This window comes from Ochrobactrum chromiisoli, from assembly GCF_026241335.1.
Lineage (GTDB): Bacteria > Pseudomonadota > Alphaproteobacteria > Rhizobiales > Rhizobiaceae > Brucella > Brucella chromiisoli.
Window position 1 is genome coordinate 1 of the sequence record NZ_JAPHAV010000001.1, and the last position, 22,975, is coordinate 22,975.

Below are 22,975 nucleotides of genomic sequence, written 5' to 3' on the forward strand. Positions count from 1 at the left end.
ACTGGCCAAAGACTTCGAGAAAACTATCGCTTCTTCCGAAGCGTGGATATACATCGCAAATATCCGCTTCCTCACACGGCGTATCGCAAGAGCCTGATATCATTACATTCATTATGATTCAGGCTCTGAGACAGGTACTATTTCCTTGTAATTAATCCGAGCCAACCTATTGAGAACCTCATAGCGCTCAGCTTTCTTTTCAGCCTGCCCTCCTTTCCTTCCATTTTCTCGGTTCTTACTGACGAGTTCTAAATGTTTTTCAGCAGCCCACTCGTGTTTCTTCTTGAACACATACTCTCGCCATAGGAACCCAAGGCGCAAATCATCACGAAGTGGACTATCCGACTTAGCAGCGGCTAAAATCATCAAGTTTGTGACGTACCAAATTCTACTAAACGGCGCAGAGAAAAGTGTCGAAGCCATCCAAATAACCCAAAAATCCGGGCATTCTGGCATCTCCTCACCTGCCATTGAAAAAATAGCTTCACCGATATTCGCGCCATCTAATTTTTCTCGTAACATCGGTGAAATTTCACCAAACTCTGTCCACCCCAACTCCTCTAATAGTGTGGAGTAGTCGAACATCAATTGCAGATTGGCGTCATCGTCAAAAACTTCGACATCCTTAAACGTGATGAATATGCCCCCTGCTTCTTTGACCCTTTTCAAAGCCTCTGGAATTCTATGCGTCGAGAGTCCAGCACAAAGATATTCCCCAATAATTTGAGCCGATGGAAAAGGCTTCTCGTCCTCATTAATCTCGATTTCGACAGGGAACAAAACTATGTCCCCGTCTCCCGGAATAGAGCGCTCGGAATACTCTTGCTGCCTTAATTTAGGCCATTGCTCGGGCTTCCCCTCAGGGAGCAAACGGTTGGGAAGGGAAAATATTTCTTCCTTAACCTCGACTTTAGGGACGGCGTAAAATTTCCGCCCCATATAATCAACGATAGGGTATTCGTCTATGTAGCGCGCAACCATCTAAACTACCCCTGCCATCTTAATGATTTGCCCTTTCGGGCTTTTTAAATAATTCGCCCATCGCTCCATCAAAACACGCCTCTGTTCCAAGAAATCAGTGCGTCGATAAGAGCGCTCGACCTTGCTGCCGACCGTGTGAGCAAGAATGGTTTCAGCAATGTCATGAGGTGTGGTTGTGGTTTCGGCAATCCAGTCCCGCAAGCTGGAGCGAAAACCATGAGGGCGGTACTCCATACCAGCACGCTCCATGTATGCCGCCATCGTCATATCGCTGATAACACCCTTGCGAATACTCGGGAAAAGAAAGCCGTCCCGCGCATGACGCCGGGCTTCTCCGATTATGTTCAAAGCTTCCTTTGAAAGTGGTACACGGAAATCTGATGTTTTCCCTTCCTCGCCCTTCATGGCCTCACCTGGAATCGTCCAGACATCGCCTTCGATCTGGTCGTCGTGAATGAACCGCAATGGCCCAGACCGAACGCCAGTCAAAATAAGCAGGCGCATTGCGAGGTGCGTCACGCTACCATCCTTCAATGATGCGTAGAAAGCGGGAACCTCTTGCCACGGCATTGCCGGGATATGTTTGACCGTGTGGCGCTGTTTACCGAGAAGTGCGCGGGCTTTTTCAGTGGCCTGCAAATCTACTTCCAAACCGAGAGCAGCAGCGTGCCTCATACAGATAGCAGGCGACCTAGAGCCTTTTCAGCCGTTGCCGCCTTTGAATGCCATATCGGTGAAAGGGCGTCACGAATATCGTTCTGATGGATTTCTGCGACAGGAACCTTGCCAAGCTTCGGCAACACATGAAGCTCAAGCGGACTAAACCAGCGCCCATTCTCGCCGTCGCCTTTCAACTCTGCCTTTCGGCTCTCAAAGGCGGATTTCGCTATATCTTCCAGCAAATGAAGATTGCGAGCAGCTTCGCGTCTCTCGCGTTCACGCTCATTGATCGGGTCAATGTTCTGCCGAACAAGGCCACGCCACTTTTCTGCATCCTCCCGCGCCGTCTTCAATGAAACCACGGGATAGGAGCCGAGGCCCATTTCCCGCTTGCGCCCATGAAGTGTGAAAATGAAAATCCACTTGCCAGCGCTCTCTGATTTCTTTTGCAGATAAAGCCCAGCACCATCGCAATATTTGCCGGACTTCATCTTGACGACAGCCAGCGCACTCAATCGGTTCACCGCGCCCATGCATATCGCCCTTCCCGCGCCAGATAGCCATAACGCCGATTTCTCAGCCCTTACCACGGCCCCTATCTCTGCTTGCGCTTTGGTGAGATTTATCGATAAGCCATGATATTGAACGTAACAAGAACACGCCCTGTGTTCAATAGGCTTGATATATGATGATAAAGGGTGATTTACAATGTAATTTCAATTAGTTGCAGACCACCCGCACCATATCAATCAAACTGCTTCAAGCGCCTGAGCAAGATCAGCGATCAAGTCGTCCGGGTGTTCAATACCAATCGACAGTCTTATGGTTGTTTCCAATACACCGATGCGTTCACGCACATCCACCGGAACACCGGAATGCGTCATTGCCGCCGGATGGCTAGCCAGCGATTCCGTTCCGCCGAGGCTAACGGCCAGCTTCAATATTTCCAGTGCATTGAGGAAGCGAAATGCTGCCGCTTGACCGCCTTTGATATCAAAGGAGAAAGTCGAACCCGCTCCGGTGCATTGGCGCTTGAACAATTGCCCAGCCGCCGAATTTTCATCCTCAAAAGGCAGATAATGCAGTTTTTCGACCCTGGGGTGCACCCGCAGGAAATCCGCAACCGCACGTGCGTTGTTGTTCGCACGTTCCATACGAATGCCAAGTGTTTCGAGCGATCGCCCCAGCATCCAGCACGAATGCGGATCAAGCTGTGTGCCAATGGCGCCACGCAGCGCTTTCACCTGTTTGACAACCGCCTTCGCGCCAAGAACGGCACCGGCAATCAGATCGGAATGGCCACCGACATATTTCGTCAGCGAATAGAGTGACAGGTCTGCACCGTGATCAAGCGGCTTCTGAAAAACCGGGCCAAGCAATGTGTTATCGCACACGATCACAGGGCGGTGGCCATTCTGCTTGGCGGCGATCTTTTCTGCAACGCGCCGGATCGCAGCAATATCGACAAGGCTGTTGGTTGGATTGGCAGGCGTTTCAATCAGAATAACCGACACGCGCCCCTTCTGTACCGCCCTATCGGCTGCCTCTTGGATAGAAGTCTCGTGGACACCGTCAGCAAAGGCCACAGCCTCAACACCGAAATTATGGAATGTCTTGGCAAGCAGCGTTTCTGTGCCGCCATAAAGCGGCTGCGAATGCAGAATCACATCACCGGGCCGAGTGAATGCAAAGAGGGTCGTGGCAATCGCCGACATGCCGGAGGAAAACAGCGCACCGCTTTCCGTGCCTTCATAAACAGCCAGGCGATCTTCTACGATCTCGCTGTTAGGATGGTTGAAACGCGAATAAACGAGCCCCGCCCCAACGCCAGCGGGAGGCTCTTTGCGCCCGGAAACAAAATCAAAAAAGTCGCGCCCATCTTCAGCGCTTTTGAACACAAAGGTCGATGTCAGAAAAACAGGCGGTTTGACAGCTCCCTCGGATAGCTCGGGATCGTAACCATAATTAAGCATCTGTGTTTCGGGATGAAGCAGATGATTGCCAATGCTGGTCTTCGATGGACGCGGCGCGGTCATGATAATCTCCTGAAAAACTTCTCCTGCCCTTAGAGGCCAGAGAAGTCTAACAGAGATATGGGGCAATCTTCTTGCGTTGTTAGTCTCTTATGCGACTGTGAGCGAACATTGCCCTGTGTTTAGCATTTTGCAGATTGCGTGATTTATTTGACCACAAGCACAGGTACAGAGCTTAAAGAGAGGATTTCAGCAGCCTGACTGCCAAGAAGTAGCTTATTGACACCACGGCGGCCATGCGATGCGATAACGATCAGGTCACTGCCTGTCTGCTTGGCGGCTTCAATGATGCCCTGCGCTGGCGACTGATTCTCAATGTGTAAAGTTTCGGCATGAACGCCTGCGGCTTCCGCCTTGGCTTTGGCTTTCAAGAGCAATTCTGTCGCCGCTTTGGTGATTGCCTCACGATATTCCTGAAAAGCAGCAGGGCTTGAGGCCCATTCTGCAGCAACCACGATCCCATAGGATGGCAGAAGCTCGGTCACAGAAACGAGCAGCACTTTCGAGCCAAACTTCTTGGCCAGCGCCACGCCCTGTTCAATGCCCTTATCGGCAAGCTCAGACCCATCGGTTGCAATCAGTATTGTCTTATACACGGCCCATGCCTCCAGTTTGCGATCACGACCCGATCATGTGCGCTCGTCGCAAAAAGAACATTGATGCGGATCAATCAGACGCCAAAAGCTTACAGACATAAGAGGCTGATCGAAAGAGCACGCGATCTGTTTTCACTTGAGCATTGCGCGATTTTCCAACAAATGATCATGCGCTTTAACGGCACGCAACAACCTGGAATATTCTTCTAGCAAGGAGAAATTTTTAGAATATAATTCCATTATTATCCAATCAGAAGCATGGAAGCAGCTATGCTTTTGCGCCATTTCCTCATAAACTTCGCCCTCAACAGAAGGAGATTATTCCATGAGCAAGCCACTTGGCGGAAAAAACGGTGAACCCGCAGGGCGCGGTCGCATCTATAATTCCATTCTCGATACAATCGGCAACACACCGCTCGTGCGCATCGACAAATTCGCCAAGGAAAAGGGCGTTGAAGCCAATCTGCTGGTAAAGCTGGAATTCTTCAATCCGCTGGCAAGCGTCAAGGACCGCATCGGTCTGGCACTGATCGAAGCGCTTGAGGCACAGGGCAAGGCTGTTCCGGGAAAAACTGTTTTTGTCGAGCCGACATCCGGCAACACCGGTATCGCGCTGGCCTTTGCTGCCGCAGCAAAGGGTTACCGCCTTGTGCTGACCATGCCTGAAACCATGTCGGTTGAACGCCGCAAGTTGCTCAAGCTTCTGGGTGCTGAACTCGTTTTGACCGAGGGTGCAAAAGGCATGAAAGGCGCGATCACAAAGGCTGAAGAAATTGCTGAAGGCAATCCAAATGCGATCATTCCACAGCAGTTTGAAAACCCGGCAAATCCAGAAATTCATCGCCTGACGACGGCTGAGGAAATCTGGAACGACACCAATGGCGAAGCCGATATTCTGATCTCAGGCATCGGCACCGGCGGCACGATCACCGGCGTTGGTCAGGTCATCAAGGCGCGCAAACCGTCTTTCAAAGTGGTTGCTGTCGAGCCAAAAGACTCGCCCATTCTTTCCGGCGGAACACCCGGCCCGCATAAAATTCAGGGCATCGGTGCCGGCTTTGCACCAAAGACCCTCGACACAAGCATCTATGACGAAATTGTTACCGTCTCCAACGAAGATTCCTTTGCCAACGCCCGTCTGATTGCACGTCTTGAAGGCATTCCGGTCGGCATTTCTTCAGGTGCCGCCCTCACCGCTGCCATCGAAATTGGCAAACGTCCTGAAAACAAGGGCAAGAACATCGTCATCATCATTCCATCCTTCGCAGAACGCTATCTTTCAACGGCACTGTTTGAAGGCTTGGAATAAGCAAAAGCGCTAAACAAAAAGCCAGAGTGGTCACCCACTCTGGCTTTTCTGTTGCCTGAAACCAGAACGAAATTCTGGAACTAGAGCATTTCCATCAAAAGTGCGAACCGGTTTTTCGATTCTAATTGACCGTGCGTGCCGCGCAAGCCGGGCCAGGTCCGCGCATATAATGGCGCTCTGGCCTGTAGCTTGGTGCGACGAATTCACGGATGACATTAACGCTGTCACGTAGCTGAACGATAATGTTCATCGTCTTCACCTCATCACGAATTTGCTGCTCGAAAAATAATGCCCGATACTGAAACGTTTAAGCTCTATTGAATGCTTTTCGCTTCCGAACATCTTAATGAAAACTTTAACCATTAAAGATGAATAACTCCTGAAGCGTCGTGGTTAAGGTTAAGTTAACGGTAAGGATATTCAAGTTTTCCACAGGCGTGGGAAATTAGACACAACTAAAAAAGCCGGTATCGAAATACCGGCTTTGGAGAAAAAAAAGACTTGATCAGCGGGTCGGAACGGGATGCTCTCCGCGATAATCATAAAAGCCACGGCCCGTTTTGCGGCCCAGCCATCCCGCTTCGACATATTTGACCAGAAGGGGACATGGGCGGTATTTCGAATCTGACAGGCCGTCATGCAGCACCTGCATAATCGAAAGACAGGTATCAAGCCCGATGAAATCGGCAAGCTGCAAAGGTCCCATCGGATGATTGGCACCAAGCTTCATGGCCGTATCGATGGCTTCCACACTGCCAACACCCTCATAAAGCGTGTAGATCGCCTCATTGATCATCGGCAACAAAATACGATTAACGATGAAGGCCGGAAAATCTTCTGCCACCGTGACGGTCTTGCCAAGCGCCGTCACAAAGTCCTTTGACTTGCGGAATGTATCTTCCTCGGTCGCAATACCGCGCACCAGTTCAACCAGCTTCATCAGCGGCACCGGATTCATGAAATGAATGCCGATGAAACGCTCCGGGCGATCCGTGGTAGATGCAAGGCGCGTGATGGAGATTGATGACGTATTGGTCGCAACGATCGCTTCCGGGTTCAGCACCGGGCAAAGCTGCGCAAAAATCTTGCGCTTGACGGTTTCGTCTTCTGTTGCGGCTTCAATGGCAAGATCGACGCCCGCCAGATCCTGCATGGAATTGGCGGCACGGATCAGCTTCATCGCATCAGCGCGCTGCTGTTCTTCGAGCTTTCCCGACGAGACCTGCCGCGCCATGTTGCCGTTGATGGTGGCAATACCCTTTTCGAGCCTGTCCGCAGCCGCATCATGCAGCAGCACGTCGTAACCTGCCAATGCGCAGACATGTGCAATACCGCTGCCCATCTGCCCCGCGCCAACAATACCGACTGTCTTGATTGCCACAGTACCAACTCCTTCATGCCAAGCATTCACGCTTATAAAAACGCTCACCTACCAAGACAGCTATAGGCAGAAAATGCAAGACAATCACATTCGCCGCCCCACTCGCCATTGTCGCAGGACCAGAGCATTTCCAGCAAAAATGCATAAGTTTTGTTGCGTAGGATAATGCGATAAAAACGACTCGGAGCGTTTCGCGTGGATCCATCAAAACGCGAAACGCTCTTAGAAGAAGAAAGCGGCAGGTCATCCCTGCCGCCTTTTAAATCAAAGCGCTTTTTCGAGCTCTGGCAGGATCGTGAAGAGATCACCGACGAGGCCATAATCGGCCACCTGGAAGATCGGTGCTTCTTCATCCTTGTTGATCGCGACGATCACGCGGCTGTCTTTCATGCCCGCCAGATGCTGGATCGCGCCGGAAATACCAACCGCAATGTAAAGCTCAGGCGCAACCACCTTACCCGTCTGGCCAACCTGCCAGTCGTTTGGTGCATAACCCGCATCAACTGCTGCACGGCTGGCACCAACCGCTGCGCCAAGCTTGTCAGCAACCGGCAGGATCACTTCCTCGAACTTTTCCGACGACCCAAGCGCACGACCACCCGAGATGATAATCTTGGCGGAAGTCAGTTCTGGACGATCACCGCCCGAAAGCGCATTTTCAACAAAGCGCGACAGACCCGGATCGCTCGCTGCATTCACGCTCTCAACCGCAGCCGAACCACCTTCGCCGGTAGCCGAGAACGAAGCCGTGCGCACGGTGATCACCTTCTTGGCATCAGTCGACTGCACGGTCTGGACCGCATTGCCGGCATAGATCGGACGCTTGAAGGTGTCAGCGGACACGACTTCCATGATTTCAGACAACTGCATCACATCAAGAAGGGCTGCCACGCGCGGCAGAATATTCTTGGCCGATGTGGTGGCTGGTGCAATGATCGTGTCGTAATTGCCAGCGAGTTCAACGATAAGCGCTGCCACTGGCTCTGCCAGCTGGTTTTCCAGCGCATCGCCTTCAGCAAGCAGAACCTTGCGCACGCCGGAAAGCTTGGCTGCTGCATCAGCCGCAGCTTTTGCGCCCTTGCCTGCAACCAGCACATCGACGTCGCCGCCGATCTGTGCCGCGGCCGTCAGAGCCTTTGCCGTCTGATCAGAAAGGCTTGCATTGTCGTGTTCGGCAATAAGAAGAATAGCCATGTGTTTGTCCTTTCCGATTTCTTACAGAACGCCGTCAGCTTTGAGCTTCTCAACCAGTTCAGAAACCGAACCAACCTTGATGCCAGCCTTACGGCCACCGGGTTCTTCGGTCTTCAAAACCTTAAGACGCGGTGCAATATCGGCGCCAAAATCAGCCGGTGACTTTTCCTCGAGTGGCTTCTTCTTGGCCTTCATGATGTTTGGCAGCGAAGCATAGCGCGGCTGGTTCAGACGAAGATCAACGGTCACAATCGCAGGCAGTTTCACATCAATGGTCTGAAGACCGCCATCGACTTCGCGTGTTATCTTGGCAGAACCATCGCCCAGTTCAACCTTGGACGCAAAGGTTGCCTGACTCCAGTTAAGCAGAGCTGAAAGCATCTGGCCGGTCTGGTTGGCATCATCGTCAATCGCCTGCTTGCCGAGAAACACGAGGTCTGGCTGTTCAGCTTCAACAACCCCCTTCAAAACCTTGGCCACGCCAAGCGGCTCGACGGTTTCTTCAACCTTAACCAGAATGCCGCGATCAGCACCCATGGCAAGAGCTGTGCGGATGGTTTCCTGCGCCTGTGCCGGACCAATCGAGACCACAACGATTTCCGAGACCTTGCCCGCTTCTTTCAGGCGCAGCGCTTCTTCAACTGCAATCTCGTCAAACGGGTTCATCGACATCTTGACATTGGCAAGCTCAACGCCAGAGCCATCACCCTTGACCCGGATCTTTACGTTGTAATCTACAACCCGCTTTACTGCGACAAGGACTTTCATCCGCGATTACCTCTTCAATGACTTTTGCGGCGCGACTATGCCGCCATGAATCTCTGCCCACATGTCAGAATCCGACATGAAAACGCTGCTGACACAAACGCCGTGAAACCGGCACCTCCCCGCAGCGTCAGGAACCGGACCGAAACCTAAAGACGGTTGACGTGCACGTCAATCACGGATGGGCGGCAATATCGATTTAAATGAATTTATTGTTACAGGTAGTCATTCCGTTTTCGCACTAACCCCGATCGCATCTGGTCCCTGTGATGCTTTCCACCATGTTTCGTCCTGCACGATCACAGGCATCCCAACTTCATAGCGTTTACAACCCCAATCTTGTGGGTTAGGAGAACCCCGTAAACATCCGGTCGCAGCCTACCCGGTCAAAACAAGGACTCAAACGATGAAAACACTCGTCATCTGCTCCGGCGGATTGGACTCTGTTTCGCTTAGCTATAAAATTGCGGCGGAACATCAGCTCACTGGCCTGATCTCTTTTGATTATGGCCAGCGGCACAAAAAAGAACTCGACTTTGCGGCCTCTTGTGCAAAGCGGCTCAATGTCCCTCATCAGATCATCGATATTCGCCCGATTGGTTCAAGCCTCACCGGTTCGGCCCTAACCGACGATGTTGATGTTCCTGACGGCCATTATGCCGAAGAAACAATGAAAATCACGGTCGTTCCCAACCGCAATGCCATTATGCTGGCAATTGCCTTTGGTGTGGCGGCAGCACAAAAAGCTGAAGCCGTGGCGCTTGCCGTTCACGGCGGCGATCATTTCATCTATCCCGATTGCCGCCCCGGCTTTATCAATGCTTTCCAGACCATGCAGGATCATGCGCTGGAAGGCTATGCCGATGTCAGGCTGCTCGCACCCTATGTGCAAAAGACAAAAAGCGACATCGTCGTGGATGGTGCGAAATACAAAACACCATTTGAGGCAACATGGTCCTGCTACAAAGGCGGTGCGCATCATTGCGGACGCTGCGGCACATGCGTGGAACGCCGCGAGGCCTTTCATCTGGCCGGGATCCAAGATCCAACGCTCTACGAAGATGCTGATTTCTGGCGTGCCGCCATCGAAAGAGGGGGTGCCTGATGTTTCGCATCACCAAGGAATTTCATTTCTCCGCCTCGCATCAGTTAACCGAACTGCCAGCCGATCATCAGTGTGCGCGGCTGCACGGGCACAATTACATCGTGGAAGTCGAGCTTTCCGCTTCGGTTCTCGATGAACACGGTTTTGTGCGTGATTATCACGAGTTGGCACCGCTCAAGCGCTATATTGATGATGAACTCGATCACCGCCATCTCAATGATGTGCTTGGCCATAATCGCGTGACGGCGGAAGTGCTGGCACGTCATCTCTTTGACTGGTGCAAGAGCCGCTGGCAGGAAGTGACGGCGGTGCGGGTCAGCGAAACGCCAAAAACATGGGCTGAGTATCGGCCCGGACATCAGCCATGAAGATCGAACCCGAAATTCGCATCAGCGAGATTTTCGGCCCAACCATTCAGGGCGAAGGCGTATTAAGCGGCGAGCCGACTGTTTTTGTGCGCACGGGCGGCTGCGACTATCGCTGCGCATGGTGTGACAGTCTGCACGCTGTTGAAAGCCGCTTTCGTCATGACTGGAAGCCAATGAGCGTCGATGCAATCTGGCATGAAGTGACGGCACTTTCTGGAAAAAGGCCCATAACAGTGTCACTTTCAGGTGGCAATCCAGCCATCCAGCCTCTTGGACCACTGATCGATCATGGTCACGCGCAAGCCTATCGTTTTGCGCTGGAAACTCAGGGATCGGTGGCGAAAGACTGGTTTGCGAAGCTCGACACGCTGGTTTTAAGCCCAAAGCCGCCATCAAGCGGCATGGTAACGGATTGGGATGCGCTTGCCGCCTGCATTGATGCGGCAGGACCGAAACCCAAAACTGTGCTGAAATTCGTGGTTTTCGACGATGCAGACTATGCCTTTGCAAAGGCCGCATCAGCGCGGCACCCGCATTTGGCCGTCTACCTTCAGCCGGGCAACCACACACCGCCGCCGCCCGAAGATGACAATGCCCGCATTGACATGGACGGCATCATGAACCGCATGCAATGGCTGGTCGACAAGGTAATGGCCGACCGCTGGTTTGAGGCGCATGTGCTGCCCCAGCTTCATGTGCTGATCTGGGGCAATAAGCGCGGGGTTTGAACTACCTGTTTTGTCCAGGCACCCACAACACATCCTTCGCGCCGTTTTCATTGACGGCGCGGGCAGCGACAAACAGGAAATCAGAGAGGCGGTTGATATATTGCAACGCCTCTTTCGAAACCACTTCGCCTTCGGTCTTTGCAAGCGCCACCATCAGACGCTCAGCGCGGCGTGAAACAGTACGTGCCAGATGCAGCGCTGCTGACGCTGCCGAACCGCCCGGCAGAATAAACGAGCGCAGTGGTGGAATATCGACATTCAGATAATCAATATCGGATTCCAGCCTTTTAACCTGTTGCTCAACAATACGCAGCGGTTCATAGCTTAGAGGCTGCCCATCATCCGGCGTTGAAAGGTCGGCACCAAGATCGAACAGGTCATTCTGGATACGCGCAAGCATCACATCGATATGCGTATAATCCACGCTCGTGGTATGAATGCGCACAAGGCCGATACAGGCATTGGTTTCATCAACCGTGCCATAGGATTCAACGCGCAAATCCGATTTGAGCCGCCGCGGTCCGCTCGTCAGACCTGTGGTGCCATCATCCCCCGTGCGGGTATAAATCTTGTTGAGCCTGACCATCTTATTGTCCACCCGTCTGGCGTGCGAAATAGACCGCTGCAACGATCAACACAATCGCGACAAACTGCAAAAGCACGCGCAACTGCATCATCCTGTTTGAAAAATTACCGTCGCCACCGCGCATCATATTGCGCAAGCCGATAATGAGCACAATCGCCACGGCAAACATCGCCACCAGAGCCGCGCCCTTGAACAGAACGTCCATTTACTTTCCTCCCATAATCCGCCGTCTTTTTTGGTCAAGACTGGTCGGACAGCATTTTATAGAGCCAGCGCGATGGTAGCAGGCGTCGTGCCAGAATACCCAGTTTCGCCGGTCGTGTAACGGCGTAATGCGGACGCGGGTTGTGCGCTTCCAAGGCATGCACAAGTACCGCGTAAACCGCTTCCGGGCCAAGCTTGTTTTTAGATTTTGTACCACCACCTTCAAGCTTTGCCATCTGGCGTTGGTATAATTCGCAATGCACGGAATGCTCAAGATCGATATTGGCCCGCGCATGTAAGGCTGCATTATAGGTAAATTGCGACGCAATCGGCCCGGGTTCAATCATAGACACCGCAATGCCTGAACCTTCGAGTTCCATGCGTTGCGCGAGCATCAACCCTTCGAGCGCAAATTTCGACGCCACATAAGCGCCACGCCATTTCATCGGCACAAGACCTAAGATCGATGAGCAATGTACGATACGGCCATGGCCCTGCGCGCGCATGGTGGGAATGATGCGGCGTGTGAGATCATGCCAGCCAAAGAAATTGGCCTCAAATTGTGCGCGCAAAGCATCCACTGGCAAATCTTCAACGGCGCCCGGCTGCGCATAGGCGCCATTGTTGAAAAGCGCATCCAGCTTTCCATCGGTTGCATGAAAAACTTGCTTGACCAGCGCTTCAATCGACTGTGGTTGCGTATAATCAAGATAGAAAGCCTCAATGCCTTTGGCTTTCAACGCTGCAATATCCGCATCTTTGCGCGCCGTGGCCAATACGCGCCAGTTGGCCCTATGCAAAGCCTCTGCACAATAAGCCCCAATCCCCGAAGAACACCCGGTTATCAGGATATTGCGCTTTGCATTTTGTGGAGCCATTGCTTTCTTCCTACAGTAGGATTTTGGCCAGAGTGCTTGATTCGCAAAAGGTTTAAAACAGTCCGCCCCTTGCATTTCCCAATTCGATACTAGATTGAAGGCCTTGAAATCCAATAAATGAGCCAAAGAGAGACAAATCTGCGGATGCGAAAAATACGACGTTTTCTCCGTCAGATCACCTTCGATGTTTACGGGCATTTCAGCAGCGACGATGGTTGGGCCTTTGCCTCTCATATAGCCCTGTCAGGACTGATGGCGCTGTTTCCGTTTTTGATCTTTGCAACCACACTCGCCGGTTTTCTTGGCACCAAAGAATTTGCCAACAATGCGGTGCACGTCATTTTTGATATGTGGCCTTCCAATATCGCCGCTCCCATCGCCAATGAAGTGATGAATGTTCTGACCGTTCAGCGCAGCGGACTTCTGACGCTGAGTGTGATCGCCGCCGCTTATTTTGCCTCCAATGGTGTGGAAGCGCTGCGCATGTCGCTCAACCGTGCCTATCGTGTCAGCGACCAGCGCTCGATCATTTTCTGCCGCCTGCAAAGCTTAGGTTTTGTGCTGATCGGTACAATCAGCCTGATGGCGATCAGCTTTCTGCTGGTTCTGGCGCCGCTTGCCGTGCGGCTGGCAGAACAATGGTTTCCGGACATCGCACCTTTCACCGGAACAATCGCCATATGGCGCTATACGATTACTGTCATCGTTCTCGTCTTGGCGCTGTTCATCGTGCATATCTGGCTGCCAGCCGGAAAACGCCGCTTGAGCGACATTCTGCCGGGCATCGGCATCACGCTGATTGCATGGCTTGCTGCCGCAACGGCCTTTGCAAAATATCTCGAAACATTTGCCAATTACGTCACCACCTATGCAGGCCTCGCCTCGATCATGGTGGCAATCGTATTTCTCTATATGCTATCGGCAATCTTCATCATTGGCGCAGAAATCAACGCGGCCATCATGATTTTCCGCAAGCGCGAACAACAGCCCGGACTTATCGACGCAAAGTAGTCAGCGCCACGCCAAAGGTTGTCACAACCATGCCCGCAATCTGAATAGGTCCCAGCGTTTCGCCAAAAATCAGATAAGCCATGATCGCAGCGGTTCCGGGCACCAGATAGAAAAGCGATGCAACTTTCGACATCGCGCCTTCGCGTATCATCACCAGAAGTGCCAGAATTGCGCCGATGGAAATCGCCAATGTCAGCCAGACCAGCGCAAAGATAAGCTGCGGCGACCAGACCATCACGCGTGTTTCAAAGGCAAAAGCACAAATCGCTGTCAAAGCGGCAGCAGCAATATACTGCACCGCCGTCCCAGTCTTCAAATCCGCCGCCGTACCAAAGCGTTTCTGCCAAACCGTTCCGGTGCTGATCGCCAGAACCGCCACAAATGCTGCCGCCAGGCTTTGCGGGTCGACGCCGCTGTGGCCAGAAAATTTCGGCCCCACCACCATTGCAACACCAACAAAACCGATCAGCAACCCCAGCCATTGCCGACCGCTTGCGCGCTCCCCCAAAAGAAGTGCTGCAATCAGTGTGGTCAGCATGGGCTGAAGCCCCGCAACAAGGCCCGACATGCCAGCCGGCAATCCGTGATGCACAGCCCAGAAAAGCGCTGAAAGATAAACGCCATGGATCAGACACCCGGCAATGGCTGCATTGATCAGCCCCCTGCCCTTCGGCCAAACGCTATGACTTGCCAAAGCCCAGAGGATCATGATGAGCGCTGCAATGGAAAAGCGCACCGCCATGAAGCTGAACGGTTCCGCATAGGGCATGGAAAGCCCGGCCCCAATAAAGCCAGTGGCCCAGAGCAGCACAAACATGATCGGGAAAAAGCGGGTGGCCATGATGCAGACTTTCTTGTTTTGCCTGCAATAGTCTTCCTCATGCGATTCCGCTATCGCATAAATCTCAATGCTGCGATCAATTTGCCAAATGCCGCAGTTCTGCCTATGAAACGGCATGGACGCTGAAAACAACACAATCCGCATTTTTGTCGATGCCGACGCCTGCCCGGTGAAGGCGGAAATCTATCGCGTGGCCGAACGCCATGGCCTGCCTGTTGTGCTGGTTGCCAACAGCTATATCGCCATCCCACGCGATGCAGAACGCGTTGAACGTGTCATCGTCTCGGACAAGCTTGATGCGGCAGATGATTGGATTGCAGAAAATTCCCGTCCCGGCATTGTCGTCATCACGGCGGATATTCCGCTCGTAAGCCGGTCCATTGAAAAGGGCGCATCGGTTATCGCACCCAATGGCAAAGTGCACACAGCAAGCACGATCGGCAACACGCTTGCAACGCGCAATCTGATGGATTCGCTGCGTTCTGCCGGGGAAGTTACACGCGGGCCAGCCCCCTTTTCACCCAAAGACCGCTCGGCATTCCTGTCGGCGCTTGAACTGGCCATTGTCCAGTTGAAACGCGCCGGTTTCGTATCAGCTTGAGCGCATCGAAGCGGTCGCGACCCCTGCGCCAATCAGCATAGTGCCGCCGGCACGGTTGAAAATACGCAAGGCACGCTCATTGGCGAAGAAACGTCGCGCACGTGTGGCAATCAGCGCATAAGCAAAAGCATTGAGAAATGCCAGCGCGAGGAACGTGCTTTCAAAGACCAGCATCTGCGTCATGAAATCACGATGCGGGCTTAAAAACTGCGGCAGGAAAGCCACGAAAAACGTAATGCTTTTCGGATTGAGCGCCGTTACCAGCCAAGCATGAAGCAGCATTTTGACCGGCTTCACCTGATCATGCCGCGCCTTGGCATTCATCGCGCCGCCGGATCGAAACAACTTTATGCCCAGCCAGATAAGATAGGCAGCCCCCATCCATTTAACCGCAGTAAAAACGGTTGCTGAAGCGGCAAGAAGTGCACCAACCCCCAGCATGGAAAGCGTCATGGCGGTGAAATCACCAAGCGCCACACCAATGGCCATCGGAAGGGCGGCCTTCCAGCCCTGCCCCAGCGCATAGGACACCACCAGCAAAACCGTCGGTCCCGGAATAATCAACATAACGATTGATGCGGCAGAGAATGCCAGCCAGACTTCCATGCTCATCGGCAATGTCCCCCTTTATGAGCATAAGGAAGCCACCAAACGTGAAACTTGTCTATCTAAAGTTTTTGTGCCGCTTCGATCAGCTTGATTGCATCCGGGCTATCCCACGGAGCTGGGCCGTTCATTGAAGCAATCTGACAGCCGTCTTTATCGACCAGCAATGTCACAGGAAGACCGAAAGCGAGATTTTTGCGCTTTAATTCATTGAAGCTCGACATGCTGGCATCGCGATTAAGGCTCAAGCTCTTCACGCCAATCTCTTCGAGAAATTTTTTCGGTTTCTCGTCCGATCCGGTATCAATGTTGATCGCGACGACATCAAAATCGCCTCCGCCCTTTTGAGCCTGAAGATGATCAAGCTCGGGCATTTCTTCGCGGCACGGCGCGCACCATGTCGCCCAGAGATTAACAAGCAGCGTCTTACCCTTGTAATCGCCAAGTGTCATCTGCTTGCCGTCAGGGCCGGTAAAAGCGATATGGGCAACAGAAATAGGCTTTTCAGCAGCCCGCATCGCAGCAACACTACCCGTCGCCGCTGCATCAAGAGCTTTCAGACTATCGGCCTTCAACGCACATTGTGCGGAAGCCTCATCACTTTGAACGTAAACTTTGCTGACGGGTGCATTGCCAGAAGGCCGTTCCATCACGTATACCGCGCCTATACCGGCGATGACACCGGCAAGTGCTGCAAGAAGGACGATCTTCCGGTTTCCTGACTTTGCCTTATCGTTGTCTTTTGCCATCTCGCGTCACTTTCCCTTAGTCTTGCATCCGAGGCATACGAGCATGAGCGAACAAAAATCAAGCAATCAGATGTGGGGCGGCCGTTTTGCCTCAGGACCCGATGCGATCATGGAAGAGATCAATGCATCGATTGGCTTCGACCGCAAGCTCTATGCGCAGGATATTCAGGGCTCGCTCGCCCATGCTGCCATGCTTGCAAAGACTGGCATCATTGCGGCAGACGATCATAAAAAGATCGAAGAGGGCCTGAAAACCATCCTCAAGGAAATTGAAGAGGGTAAATTCACCTTCTCGCGCAAGCTCGAAGACATTCATATGAATATCGAAGCGCGCCTTGCCGACCTCATCGGTCCATCCGCCGGACGCCTGCACACCGCCCGCTCGCGCAACGATCAGGTGGCTGTCGATTTCCGCCTTTGGGTCAAGCAGGAGATGCAGAAAACAGCGATTGCACTCAAAGGCCTGATCGAAGCATTTCTGGAGCGCGCAGAAGAGCATGCTGCAACCGTCATGCCGGGCTTCACGCATTTGCAGACGGCACAGCCTGTCACTTTCGGTCATCATTGCATGGCCTATGTGGAAATGTTTGGCCGGGATCTGTCGCGCGTGCGCGATGCGATTGAACGTATGGACGAATCACCTCTGGGTGCCGCAGCCCTTGCAGGCACCGGCTTCCCGATTGATCGTCACATGACGGCGCAGGCACTTGGTTTCCGCGAACCAACCCGCAACTCGCTTGATAGCGTTTCTGACCGCGACTATGCGCTCGAATTCCTGTCGCTTGCCGCCATCTGTGCGGGGCACCTGTCGCGTCTCGCTGAAGAAATCGTCATCTGGTCAACGCCGCAATTCAATTTCGTGCGCCTGTCTGATGCTTTCTCGACCGGCTCATCGATCATGCCACAGAAGAAGAACCCGGACGCTGCCGAACTGGTGCGCGCCAAAACGGGCCGCATCAATGGCTCGCTGGTAGCCCTTCTTACCATCATGAAAGGTCTGCCGCTCGCCTATTCAAAAGATATGCAGGAAGACAAGGAACAAGTTTTCGACGCTGCCGAAAATCTGGAACTCGCCATCGCTGCCATGTCTGGCATGATGCGTGACCTGACCGTCAATGTCGCTTCCATGAAAAAAGCCGCCGGTTCCGGCTATTCCACCGCAACGGATCTCGCTGACTGGCTGGTGCGCGAATTGGGCCTTCCATTCCGCGATGCGCACCATGTGACGGGCCGCGCCGTGGCTCTGGCTGAAAGCAAGCAGATTGACCTCGCAGAACTCACGCTCGCAGATCTTCAGTCGATCAATCCGGGCATTACCGATGCGATTTTCGGCTATCTGACGGTCGAGCAGTCGGTCGAAAGCCGCCAGTCATTCGGTGGCACTGCACCACAACAGGTGCGAAACCAGATTTCTTACTGGAAAAATCGCATCGCAAAGGCATAAGCTAACGATCGTGGTGAAATCGCTCCTGAAGGAGTGATTTCACTTTCAAGCATTTTGGGTTAGACCAGCCCCATAGGACAAATTCCGGGAACCAAAGCTGATGACAGGCCGCTCCGCCATTTCTTCCGTGCTTCTGATCGCAGCCCTTGCTGCCACTCTTGCCGCTTGCGGACGAAAAGGCCCGCTTGAGCCGCCGCCTGCGCAGATGATCACCAATGAACAGGGGCGCACGGTAGAGAAACCGAAGGAAGACAAGCCCTTCATCCTCGACAAAATCCTGTAATCCCCCATTCGGATTGTTTCCCGTGAATCATTTTGAATATCGCAACGGCGTTCTTCACGCCGAAAATGTAAGCCTGCCCGACATCGCAAAAGAAGTCGGCACGCCGTTCTATGTCTATTCGCGTGCCACGATTGAGCGCCATTTCCGCGTCTTCAGCGAAGCCTTTGCTGATATGGAAACGCTGGTCACTTACGCGTTGAAGGCCAATTCCAATCTGGCCGTGCTGAAAACGCTCGCCAAGCTTGGCGCAGGCGCCGACACGGTTTCGGAAGGCGAAATCCGCCGCGCTTTGGCTGCCGGTATTCCGGCGAACAAAATCGTGTTTTCCGGCGTTGGCAAAACCCCGCATGAAATGGATTTCGCGCTTCAAGCAGGCATTTACTGCTTTAATGTCGAATCCGAACCCGAGCTGGAAATTCTTTCGGCGCGCGCGCTCAAGGCTGGCAAGGTTGCATCCGTTTCGCTTCGCATCAATCCCGATGTTGATGCCAAGACCCATGCCAAGATTTCGACCGGCAAATCCGAAAACAAGTTCGGCATTCCACGCGTAAAGGCCCGTCAAGCCTATGCACGCGCCGCAAGTCTTCCGGGTATCGATGTCGTCGGTATCGATATGCATATCGGCAGCCAGATCATCGATCTCGAACCTTTCGACAACGCTTTTGCGCTGATGGCGCAGCTGGTTGAGGAATTGCGCGCTGATGGTCACAATATCCGCCACGTCGATGTTGGCGGGGGCTTGGGCATTCCCTATCGCACCGACAACAACCCGCCGCCGCTGCCCGCAGCCTATGCGGAAATCGTCGCAAAGCACATCAAGCCGCTGGGCCTTAAAACCGTATTTGAACCGGGGCGTCTGATCGTCGGCAATGCCGGTCTTCTGATAACAGAAGTCATTTTCGTAAAAGAAGGCGACGCCAAGAATTTTATCATTGTTGATGCGGCAATGAACGATCTCATTCGCCCGACCCTTTACGAAGCTTTCCACGACATCAAGCCAGTCATGGAAGCCAAGGATAGTACCCCACGCATCCGCGCTGATTTTGTCGGCCCTGTGTGTGAAACCGGCGATTATCTCGGCCTTGACCGCGAAGTGGCAAAGCCTGCTCCGGGCGATCTGATTGCTGTCTGCACGACAGGTGCTTATGGCGCGGTTCTGTCGAGTACCTATAACAGCCGCCTTCTGATCCCCGAAGTGCTGGTGGATGGCGACCGCTATCACGTCATTCGCCCACGCCGGACCTATGAAGAGCTGCTTGCGCTCGATTCCGTGCCGGACTGGTTATAAATTAAAGCGAAAGCCTCGTCTTTGCCATGATGCGTGTTATTCTATGAACAACCCATAGGCGTTACACGCATCAGAAAGCCACGATGACAAAACAGAGAAAAGACAGCAAAGACTTGCCAGCCCGCAAGCGCGATGCGTTTTTCCGCCTGTTTTCCGGTGAAGGCGCTGCCCTGCGCCGCCTTCGCCTGCGAAGTTTTCTGACAATCAGTTTCGAGCGCCTATGGCCACTCGTTCTGCCGCTGATTCTGCTGATTGCGCTTTTTGCAAGCTTAAGCTGGCTTGGGCTTTTTGCACTCATGCCGCGCTGGCTGCATCTGGGTATGCTTGGGTTCTTTGCCTTTGCAGCACTGGTTGCGCTCTGTCTGCCGTTCCGCTTTCGCCTGCCTGATGAAAATACCACCACCGCACGCATTGAAGATGTAAATGGCCTGATCCACGAGCCGTTGGCCGTGCAGACCAGCCAAATGGCGACCGGCAGCAAGGACCCTTTTTCCATCGCTCTCTGGCAGGAACATAAGCGCCGCATGGCCGGGCGGCTCAAAAATCTGCAATCAGGTGTTCCCCGCCCGCGCATTCCAGAACGCGATCCTTTTGCGCTGCGCGCAATTGTGGCGCTGCTGTTTGTGACCGCCTCTGCCTATAGTCTTAGCCCGAACAGCGGTCGTATTGCGGATGCATTTCATATTCGCGCCGGTGGCACCACAGCCGTTGCGCGCATTGATGCATGGGTAACGCCACCGCAATATACGGGCCGCGCGCCGGTTTTCCTCAGCACCACGACAGATGCGGCAGCCACCGCCAAACCCATCACCGTACCGCAGGGCAGCATCGTCAATATCCGGGTCATCGGTGGCCATTCTGAACGGCTGACCATGACCGATTCGACCGGCCATCGCAGTGACATTCAGCCCGTTGCCGCCAAAGAAGGCGAAAACCAGCAGGACCTTGTCGATGGCAGCCGTAACTTCCGTTACGATCTGCAACAGGATCAGACGCTGATGCTGTCCGGCACCGATGCGCGCTGGAGTTTTTCCGTCACGCCCGACAATCCGCCAACCATCCATTTTACCAAAGAGCCGAGCCATGCGCTGAACGGCACATTGCAACTCAGCTATGAAATTACCGACGATTACGGTGCGGCAAAAGCCTATGGCGAAATTGTACCCCTTAATATCGACCACGAAGACGAGGAAACGGTTCCTCTTTACGACGCCCCTGATCTGCCGCTTGCATTGCCGCGCCGTGGAACAAAAGAAGCGACAACATCCAAGGACCTGACCCAGCATCCATGGGCCGGTCAAAAGGTAGCGCTCACGCTGGTTGTGACCGATGCTGGCGGCAAGAGTGCGCGCAGCGAAACCAAGATCATCACCCTGCCCGAACGCCCCTTTGCCAATCCACTGGCCAAGGCCGTTGCCGAGCAGCGACGCATTCTCGCCCTTGACGCCACACAGCGCGACCATGTGCGCGATATGCTTTCAGCACTCATGATCCGCCCGGAAGAGACGATAAAGGACAAAGCCCATTACCTTGGTCTCGTCACCATCCGCACGCGGCTCAAGCTCGCAACCAGCGACGATTCCTTGCGTGATACGGCTGATTATATGTGGCAGGTGGCGCTTGGCATCGAAGACGGCAATCTGTCCGCTGCAGAACGCCGCCTGCGTCAGGCACAGGAAGCATTGCGCAGCGCACTACAAAATGGTGCCTCACAGGAACAGATAGAAAAGCTGACTGCGGAACTACGCAAGGCAATGCAGGATTTTCTGCGTGAATTCGCCCAGCGTCAGCAACAGAACCCCAATGCCCGTAATCAGCCAATAGACCCGAATGCCCGTATGCTGACCGACAAGGATTTACAGCGCATGATGGACCAGATTGAAAATCTGGCGCGTCAGGGTTCGCGTGATCAGGCTGAACAGCTTCTGTCGCAGCTGCAAGACCTGATGAACAACCTTCAGATGGGCCAACAGGGGCAACCGGGCCAGCAGGGACAAGGTCAGGGCCAGGCCAATCAGATGCAGCAGCAGATGAACAAGCTGGGCGATCTGATGCGCCGCCAGCAGCAGATGATGAACGAGACCTTCAAACTCGATCAGCAGATGCAGCAGCAGCAATATGGCAATGGTGAAGGTGAATTCTGGGATGATCAGCTTCCCGGCGATAACGGCTCTATGGGAAGAGGCGAGTCACAACAAGGTGGGCAGCCAAGCGATATACGGACAGATCTCGCTGAAGCCATGCGCAAGCTGCAACAGCAGCAACAGGCCCTTCAAGACGAACTCAAAACGTTCAACAAGGACCTCAAGGGCATGGGCATTGATCCCAATCAGGATCTTTCTGATGCGGACAAATCAATGGGCAATGCTGCCGATGCACTGGGCCGCAACGAAGGCTCGGAAGCAGGTGATCAGCAAGGCAGCGCGCTCGAAGCCCTGCGTCGCGGCGGCCGTGATATGATGAAACAAATGCAACAGGCCATGGGACAGAATGGTCAGGGCCAAAGTGGTCAAAATGGCCGTGATCCGCTTGGTCGTCAACAAGGCAGCAATGGTTTGTCCGACGGTGATGGCGTCAAGATTCCGGGCGAAATCGATATTCAGCGCGCACGCGAAATTCTTGACGAAATCCGCCGCAAGCTTGGCAACGCGCTGACGCCACAGATGGAGAAGGAATATCTCCAGCGGCTGTTGCAGTTCGATTGATACCAAAACAGCAGCTCGAAATTTGGTACTATTCCTTCACATGCCCGACATAAGGCAGTTGGCGGAAGGAATGTCCAACATCCATGCCATAGCCGACAACGAAATAGTCGGGGCATTCGAAAGCAACAAAATCGGCATCAAGATCGACCTTGCGGCGCACGCTTTTATCAAGCAGCACAGCAATGCTGACGCTGCGCGCACCACGTTCAATCATCAGTTCCCGCACGAATTTGAGCGTCTTGCCTGATTCGAGAATGTCATCAATCAGCAGCACATCGCGATCTTTTACATCGCTGTCTATATCGCGCAGCAAACGCACTTCCGTGCTGGTCGTGCCCTTGCCATAGCTGGAAACAGTGATGAATTCGACATCCGGTTCAACCCCTGCATCGTGCATGGCGCGAATAAGATCGGCTGCGAAGATAAAGGATCCCTTGAGGATCGAAATCGTCAGAAGATTGTGAAAATCGCGCTTGGCAATCTCCTTTGCAAGCGCGAGATTGCGCGCAGCAATTTCCTCCGGGCTGAAAAGCACGTCAATGGTTTTGCCGCCGACCTGAGGCATCTGCTGCGTCTCCTGATTTTTAAGCATAAAATTGCTTTGAAAGGCACGCTCTATACCATGCTTTCGCACAATTGCACCATTTGCCATTTGATTG

24 protein-coding genes and 2 pseudogenes are annotated in these 22,975 nt (G+C 53.3%); 11 read left to right on the forward strand and 15 right to left on the reverse strand.

Annotated features, from left to right (window positions below; all coding sequences use genetic code 11):
• Nucleotides 1-97, forward strand: a pseudogene (locus tag OPR82_RS00005) (IS5/IS1182 family transposase); the annotation flags it as partial.
• Nucleotides 98-111: 14 nt separating this feature from the next.
• Here OPR82_RS00005 and OPR82_RS00010 read toward each other — a convergent pair.
• From OPR82_RS00010 to OPR82_RS00025, 4 genes and pseudogenes are all read right to left on the reverse strand, one after another.
• Complete coding sequence (locus OPR82_RS00010) at nt 112-981, reverse strand: hypothetical protein (RefSeq protein WP_265982298.1); 870 nt, start codon at nt 979-981, stop codon at nt 112-114.
• Nucleotides 982-2,174: pseudogene (locus OPR82_RS00015) on the reverse strand (tyrosine-type recombinase/integrase).
• A gap of 216 nt (nt 2,175-2,390) precedes the next feature.
• Nucleotides 2,391-3,677 carry a cystathionine gamma-synthase family protein gene (locus OPR82_RS00020; protein WP_265982299.1) on the reverse strand — a complete coding sequence of 429 codons (1,287 nt, stop codon included), beginning with the start codon at nt 3,675-3,677 and terminating at the stop codon, nt 2,391-2,393.
• 143 nt (nt 3,678-3,820) lie between these two features.
• On the reverse strand, nt 3,821-4,270 hold the full coding sequence (locus OPR82_RS00025; protein WP_265982300.1) for a universal stress protein: 450 nt from the start codon (nt 4,268-4,270) through the stop codon (nt 3,821-3,823).
• Nucleotides 4,271-4,595: 325 nt separating this feature from the next.
• On the opposite strand from OPR82_RS00025, the gene cysK reads away from it, so the two are divergent.
• Entirely contained in the window at nt 4,596-5,579 is a 984-nt protein-coding gene (gene cysK / locus OPR82_RS00030) for a cysteine synthase A (RefSeq protein ID WP_265982301.1), read from the forward strand.
• 121 nt (nt 5,580-5,700) lie between these two features.
• Here cysK and OPR82_RS00035 read toward each other — a convergent pair whose 3' ends face one another.
• The 4 genes from OPR82_RS00035 to OPR82_RS00050 form a co-directional block, all read right to left on the reverse strand.
• Entirely contained in the window at nt 5,701-5,829 is a 129-nt protein-coding gene (locus OPR82_RS00035) for a hypothetical protein (protein ID WP_260525696.1), read from the reverse strand.
• Nucleotides 5,830-6,084: 255 nt separating this feature from the next.
• Entirely contained in the window at nt 6,085-6,960 is an 876-nt protein-coding gene (locus tag OPR82_RS00040) for a 3-hydroxybutyryl-CoA dehydrogenase (protein ID WP_265982303.1), read from the reverse strand.
• A 264-nt stretch (nt 6,961-7,224) separates the two neighbouring features.
• Nucleotides 7,225-8,154, reverse strand: a complete 930-nt coding sequence (locus tag OPR82_RS00045; RefSeq protein ID WP_265982305.1) for an electron transfer flavoprotein subunit alpha/FixB family protein — start codon at nt 8,152-8,154, stop codon at nt 7,225-7,227.
• Nucleotides 8,155-8,175: 21 nt separating this feature from the next.
• Nucleotides 8,176-8,922: an electron transfer flavoprotein subunit beta/FixA family protein gene (locus OPR82_RS00050; RefSeq protein ID WP_265982306.1), complete on the reverse strand. Its 747-nt coding sequence runs from the start codon at nt 8,920-8,922 to the stop codon at nt 8,176-8,178.
• A gap of 403 nt (nt 8,923-9,325) precedes the next feature.
• Here OPR82_RS00050 and queC point away from each other — a divergent pair, with 403 nt between their 5' ends.
• The 3 genes from queC to queE are packed head-to-tail and all read left to right on the forward strand — an operon-like array spanning nt 9,326 to nt 11,120.
• The gene (gene queC, locus OPR82_RS00055; protein ID WP_265982307.1) at nt 9,326-10,024 is read left to right on the forward strand and encodes a 7-cyano-7-deazaguanine synthase QueC; all 699 of its coding nucleotides are present in this window, start codon (nt 9,326-9,328) and stop codon (nt 10,022-10,024) included.
• Complete coding sequence (gene queD, locus OPR82_RS00060; protein ID WP_265982308.1) at nt 10,024-10,392, forward strand: 6-carboxytetrahydropterin synthase QueD; 369 nt, start codon at nt 10,024-10,026, stop codon at nt 10,390-10,392. Before queC ends, queD begins: the two co-directional genes overlap by 1 nt.
• A complete protein-coding gene (queE, locus tag OPR82_RS00065) occupies nt 10,389-11,120 on the forward strand; it encodes a 7-carboxy-7-deazaguanine synthase QueE (RefSeq protein ID WP_265982309.1) in 732 nt (243 codons plus the stop codon). Before queD ends, queE begins: the two co-directional genes overlap by 4 nt.
• A gap of 1 nt (nt 11,121) precedes the next feature.
• Here queE and OPR82_RS00070 read toward each other — a convergent pair whose 3' ends face one another.
• The 3 genes from OPR82_RS00070 to OPR82_RS00080 are packed head-to-tail and all read right to left on the reverse strand — an operon-like array spanning nt 11,122 to nt 12,788.
• On the reverse strand, nt 11,122-11,706 hold the full coding sequence (locus OPR82_RS00070; RefSeq protein ID WP_265982310.1) for a cob(I)yrinic acid a,c-diamide adenosyltransferase: 585 nt from the start codon (nt 11,704-11,706) through the stop codon (nt 11,122-11,124).
• Nucleotide 11,707: 1 nt separating this feature from the next.
• Nucleotides 11,708-11,911, reverse strand: coding sequence for a twin transmembrane helix small protein (locus OPR82_RS00075; RefSeq protein WP_265982312.1), 204 nt, complete (start codon nt 11,909-11,911; stop codon nt 11,708-11,710).
• Nucleotides 11,912-11,945: 34 nt separating this feature from the next.
• Entirely contained in the window at nt 11,946-12,788 is an 843-nt protein-coding gene (locus OPR82_RS00080) for an SDR family oxidoreductase (protein WP_265982314.1), read from the reverse strand.
• 144 nt (nt 12,789-12,932) lie between these two features.
• On the opposite strand from OPR82_RS00080, the gene OPR82_RS00085 reads away from it, so the two are divergent.
• Nucleotides 12,933-13,799 (forward strand): YihY/virulence factor BrkB family protein, encoded by an 867-nt coding sequence (locus OPR82_RS00085; RefSeq protein ID WP_265982316.1) that lies wholly within the window; start codon nt 12,933-12,935, stop codon nt 13,797-13,799.
• Here the strand turns inward: OPR82_RS00085 and OPR82_RS00090 are convergent.
• Nucleotides 13,783-14,640: a DMT family transporter gene (locus tag OPR82_RS00090; RefSeq protein ID WP_265982317.1), complete on the reverse strand. Its 858-nt coding sequence runs from the start codon at nt 14,638-14,640 to the stop codon at nt 13,783-13,785. The two genes, OPR82_RS00085 and OPR82_RS00090, sit on opposite strands and share 17 nt — an antisense overlap.
• 115 nt (nt 14,641-14,755) lie before the next feature.
• Here OPR82_RS00090 and OPR82_RS00095 point away from each other — a divergent pair, with 115 nt between their 5' ends.
• Nucleotides 14,756-15,241, forward strand: coding sequence for a YaiI/YqxD family protein (locus OPR82_RS00095; protein WP_265982318.1), 486 nt, complete (start codon nt 14,756-14,758; stop codon nt 15,239-15,241).
• Here the strand turns inward: OPR82_RS00095 and OPR82_RS00100 are convergent.
• Both OPR82_RS00100 and tlpA read right to left on the reverse strand, forming a co-directional pair.
• A complete protein-coding gene (locus OPR82_RS00100; RefSeq protein WP_265982319.1) occupies nt 15,233-15,853 on the reverse strand; it encodes a LysE family translocator in 621 nt (206 codons plus the stop codon). The genes OPR82_RS00095 and OPR82_RS00100 overlap by 9 nt on opposite strands.
• A 56-nt stretch (nt 15,854-15,909) precedes the next feature.
• The gene (tlpA, locus tag OPR82_RS00105) at nt 15,910-16,596 is read right to left on the reverse strand and encodes a thiol:disulfide interchange protein TlpA (protein ID WP_265982320.1); all 687 of its coding nucleotides are present in this window, start codon (nt 16,594-16,596) and stop codon (nt 15,910-15,912) included.
• A gap of 43 nt (nt 16,597-16,639) precedes the next feature.
• Here tlpA and argH point away from each other — a divergent pair, with 43 nt between their 5' ends.
• The 4 genes from argH (at nt 16,640) to OPR82_RS00125 (ending at nt 22,316) form a co-directional block, all read left to right on the forward strand.
• Nucleotides 16,640-18,040 (forward strand): argininosuccinate lyase, encoded by a 1,401-nt coding sequence (gene argH / locus OPR82_RS00110; protein ID WP_265982321.1) that lies wholly within the window; start codon nt 16,640-16,642, stop codon nt 18,038-18,040.
• A 100-nt stretch (nt 18,041-18,140) separates the two neighbouring features.
• Nucleotides 18,141-18,323, forward strand: coding sequence for an LPS translocon maturation chaperone LptM (lptM, locus tag OPR82_RS00115; RefSeq protein ID WP_024898585.1), 183 nt, complete (start codon nt 18,141-18,143; stop codon nt 18,321-18,323).
• 22 nt (nt 18,324-18,345) lie between these two features.
• Nucleotides 18,346-19,611 carry a diaminopimelate decarboxylase gene (gene lysA, locus OPR82_RS00120; protein ID WP_265982322.1) on the forward strand — a complete coding sequence of 422 codons (1,266 nt, stop codon included), beginning with the start codon at nt 18,346-18,348 and terminating at the stop codon, nt 19,609-19,611.
• 83 nt (nt 19,612-19,694) lie between these two features.
• Nucleotides 19,695-22,316, forward strand: coding sequence for a TIGR02302 family protein (locus OPR82_RS00125; RefSeq protein ID WP_265982323.1), 2,622 nt, complete (start codon nt 19,695-19,697; stop codon nt 22,314-22,316).
• A 28-nt stretch (nt 22,317-22,344) separates the two neighbouring features.
• Here OPR82_RS00125 and hpt read toward each other — a convergent pair whose 3' ends face one another.
• Nucleotides 22,345-22,881 (reverse strand): hypoxanthine phosphoribosyltransferase, encoded by a 537-nt coding sequence (gene hpt / locus OPR82_RS00130; RefSeq protein ID WP_265982324.1) that lies wholly within the window; start codon nt 22,879-22,881, stop codon nt 22,345-22,347.
• Between the last annotated feature and the right edge of the window lie 94 nt (nt 22,882-22,975).

Coding starts and splice junctions, on each gene's coding strand:
- OPR82_RS00035 (WP_260525696.1), bottom strand. CDS start 5,829: ATGAACATTATCGTTCAGCTACGTGACAGCGTTAATGTCATCCGTGAA.
- OPR82_RS00045 (WP_265982305.1), bottom strand. CDS start 8,154: ATGGCTATTCTTCTTATTGCCGAACACGACAATGCAAGCCTTTCTGAT.
- OPR82_RS00100 (WP_265982319.1), bottom strand. CDS start 15,853: ATGAGCATGGAAGTCTGGCTGGCATTCTCTGCCGCATCAATCGTTATG.
- OPR82_RS00090 (WP_265982317.1), bottom strand. CDS start 14,640: ATGGCCACCCGCTTTTTCCCGATCATGTTTGTGCTGCTCTGGGCCACT.
- queD (WP_265982308.1), top strand. CDS start 10,024: ATGTTTCGCATCACCAAGGAATTTCATTTCTCCGCCTCGCATCAGTTA.
- queE (WP_265982309.1), top strand. CDS start 10,389: ATGAAGATCGAACCCGAAATTCGCATCAGCGAGATTTTCGGCCCAACC.
- OPR82_RS00085 (WP_265982316.1), top strand. CDS start 12,933: ATGCGAAAAATACGACGTTTTCTCCGTCAGATCACCTTCGATGTTTAC.
- hpt (WP_265982324.1), bottom strand. CDS start 22,881: ATGCCTCAGGTCGGCGGCAAAACCATTGACGTGCTTTTCAGCCCGGAG.
- OPR82_RS00080 (WP_265982314.1), bottom strand. CDS start 12,788: ATGGCTCCACAAAATGCAAAGCGCAATATCCTGATAACCGGGTGTTCT.
- tlpA (WP_265982320.1), bottom strand. CDS start 16,596: ATGGCAAAAGACAACGATAAGGCAAAGTCAGGAAACCGGAAGATCGTC.
- OPR82_RS00010 (WP_265982298.1), bottom strand. CDS start 981: ATGGTTGCGCGCTACATAGACGAATACCCTATCGTTGATTATATGGGG.
- OPR82_RS00050 (WP_265982306.1), bottom strand. CDS start 8,922: ATGAAAGTCCTTGTCGCAGTAAAGCGGGTTGTAGATTACAACGTAAAG.
- OPR82_RS00125 (WP_265982323.1), top strand. CDS start 19,695: ATGACAAAACAGAGAAAAGACAGCAAAGACTTGCCAGCCCGCAAGCGC.
- cysK (WP_265982301.1), top strand. CDS start 4,596: ATGAGCAAGCCACTTGGCGGAAAAAACGGTGAACCCGCAGGGCGCGGT.
- queC (WP_265982307.1), top strand. CDS start 9,326: ATGAAAACACTCGTCATCTGCTCCGGCGGATTGGACTCTGTTTCGCTT.
- argH (WP_265982321.1), top strand. CDS start 16,640: ATGAGCGAACAAAAATCAAGCAATCAGATGTGGGGCGGCCGTTTTGCC.
- OPR82_RS00095 (WP_265982318.1), top strand. CDS start 14,756: ATGGACGCTGAAAACAACACAATCCGCATTTTTGTCGATGCCGACGCC.
- OPR82_RS00075 (WP_265982312.1), bottom strand. CDS start 11,911: ATGGACGTTCTGTTCAAGGGCGCGGCTCTGGTGGCGATGTTTGCCGTG.
- OPR82_RS00070 (WP_265982310.1), bottom strand. CDS start 11,706: ATGGTCAGGCTCAACAAGATTTATACCCGCACGGGGGATGATGGCACC.
- OPR82_RS00020 (WP_265982299.1), bottom strand. CDS start 3,677: ATGACCGCGCCGCGTCCATCGAAGACCAGCATTGGCAATCATCTGCTT.
- lptM (WP_024898585.1), top strand. CDS start 18,141: ATGACAGGCCGCTCCGCCATTTCTTCCGTGCTTCTGATCGCAGCCCTT.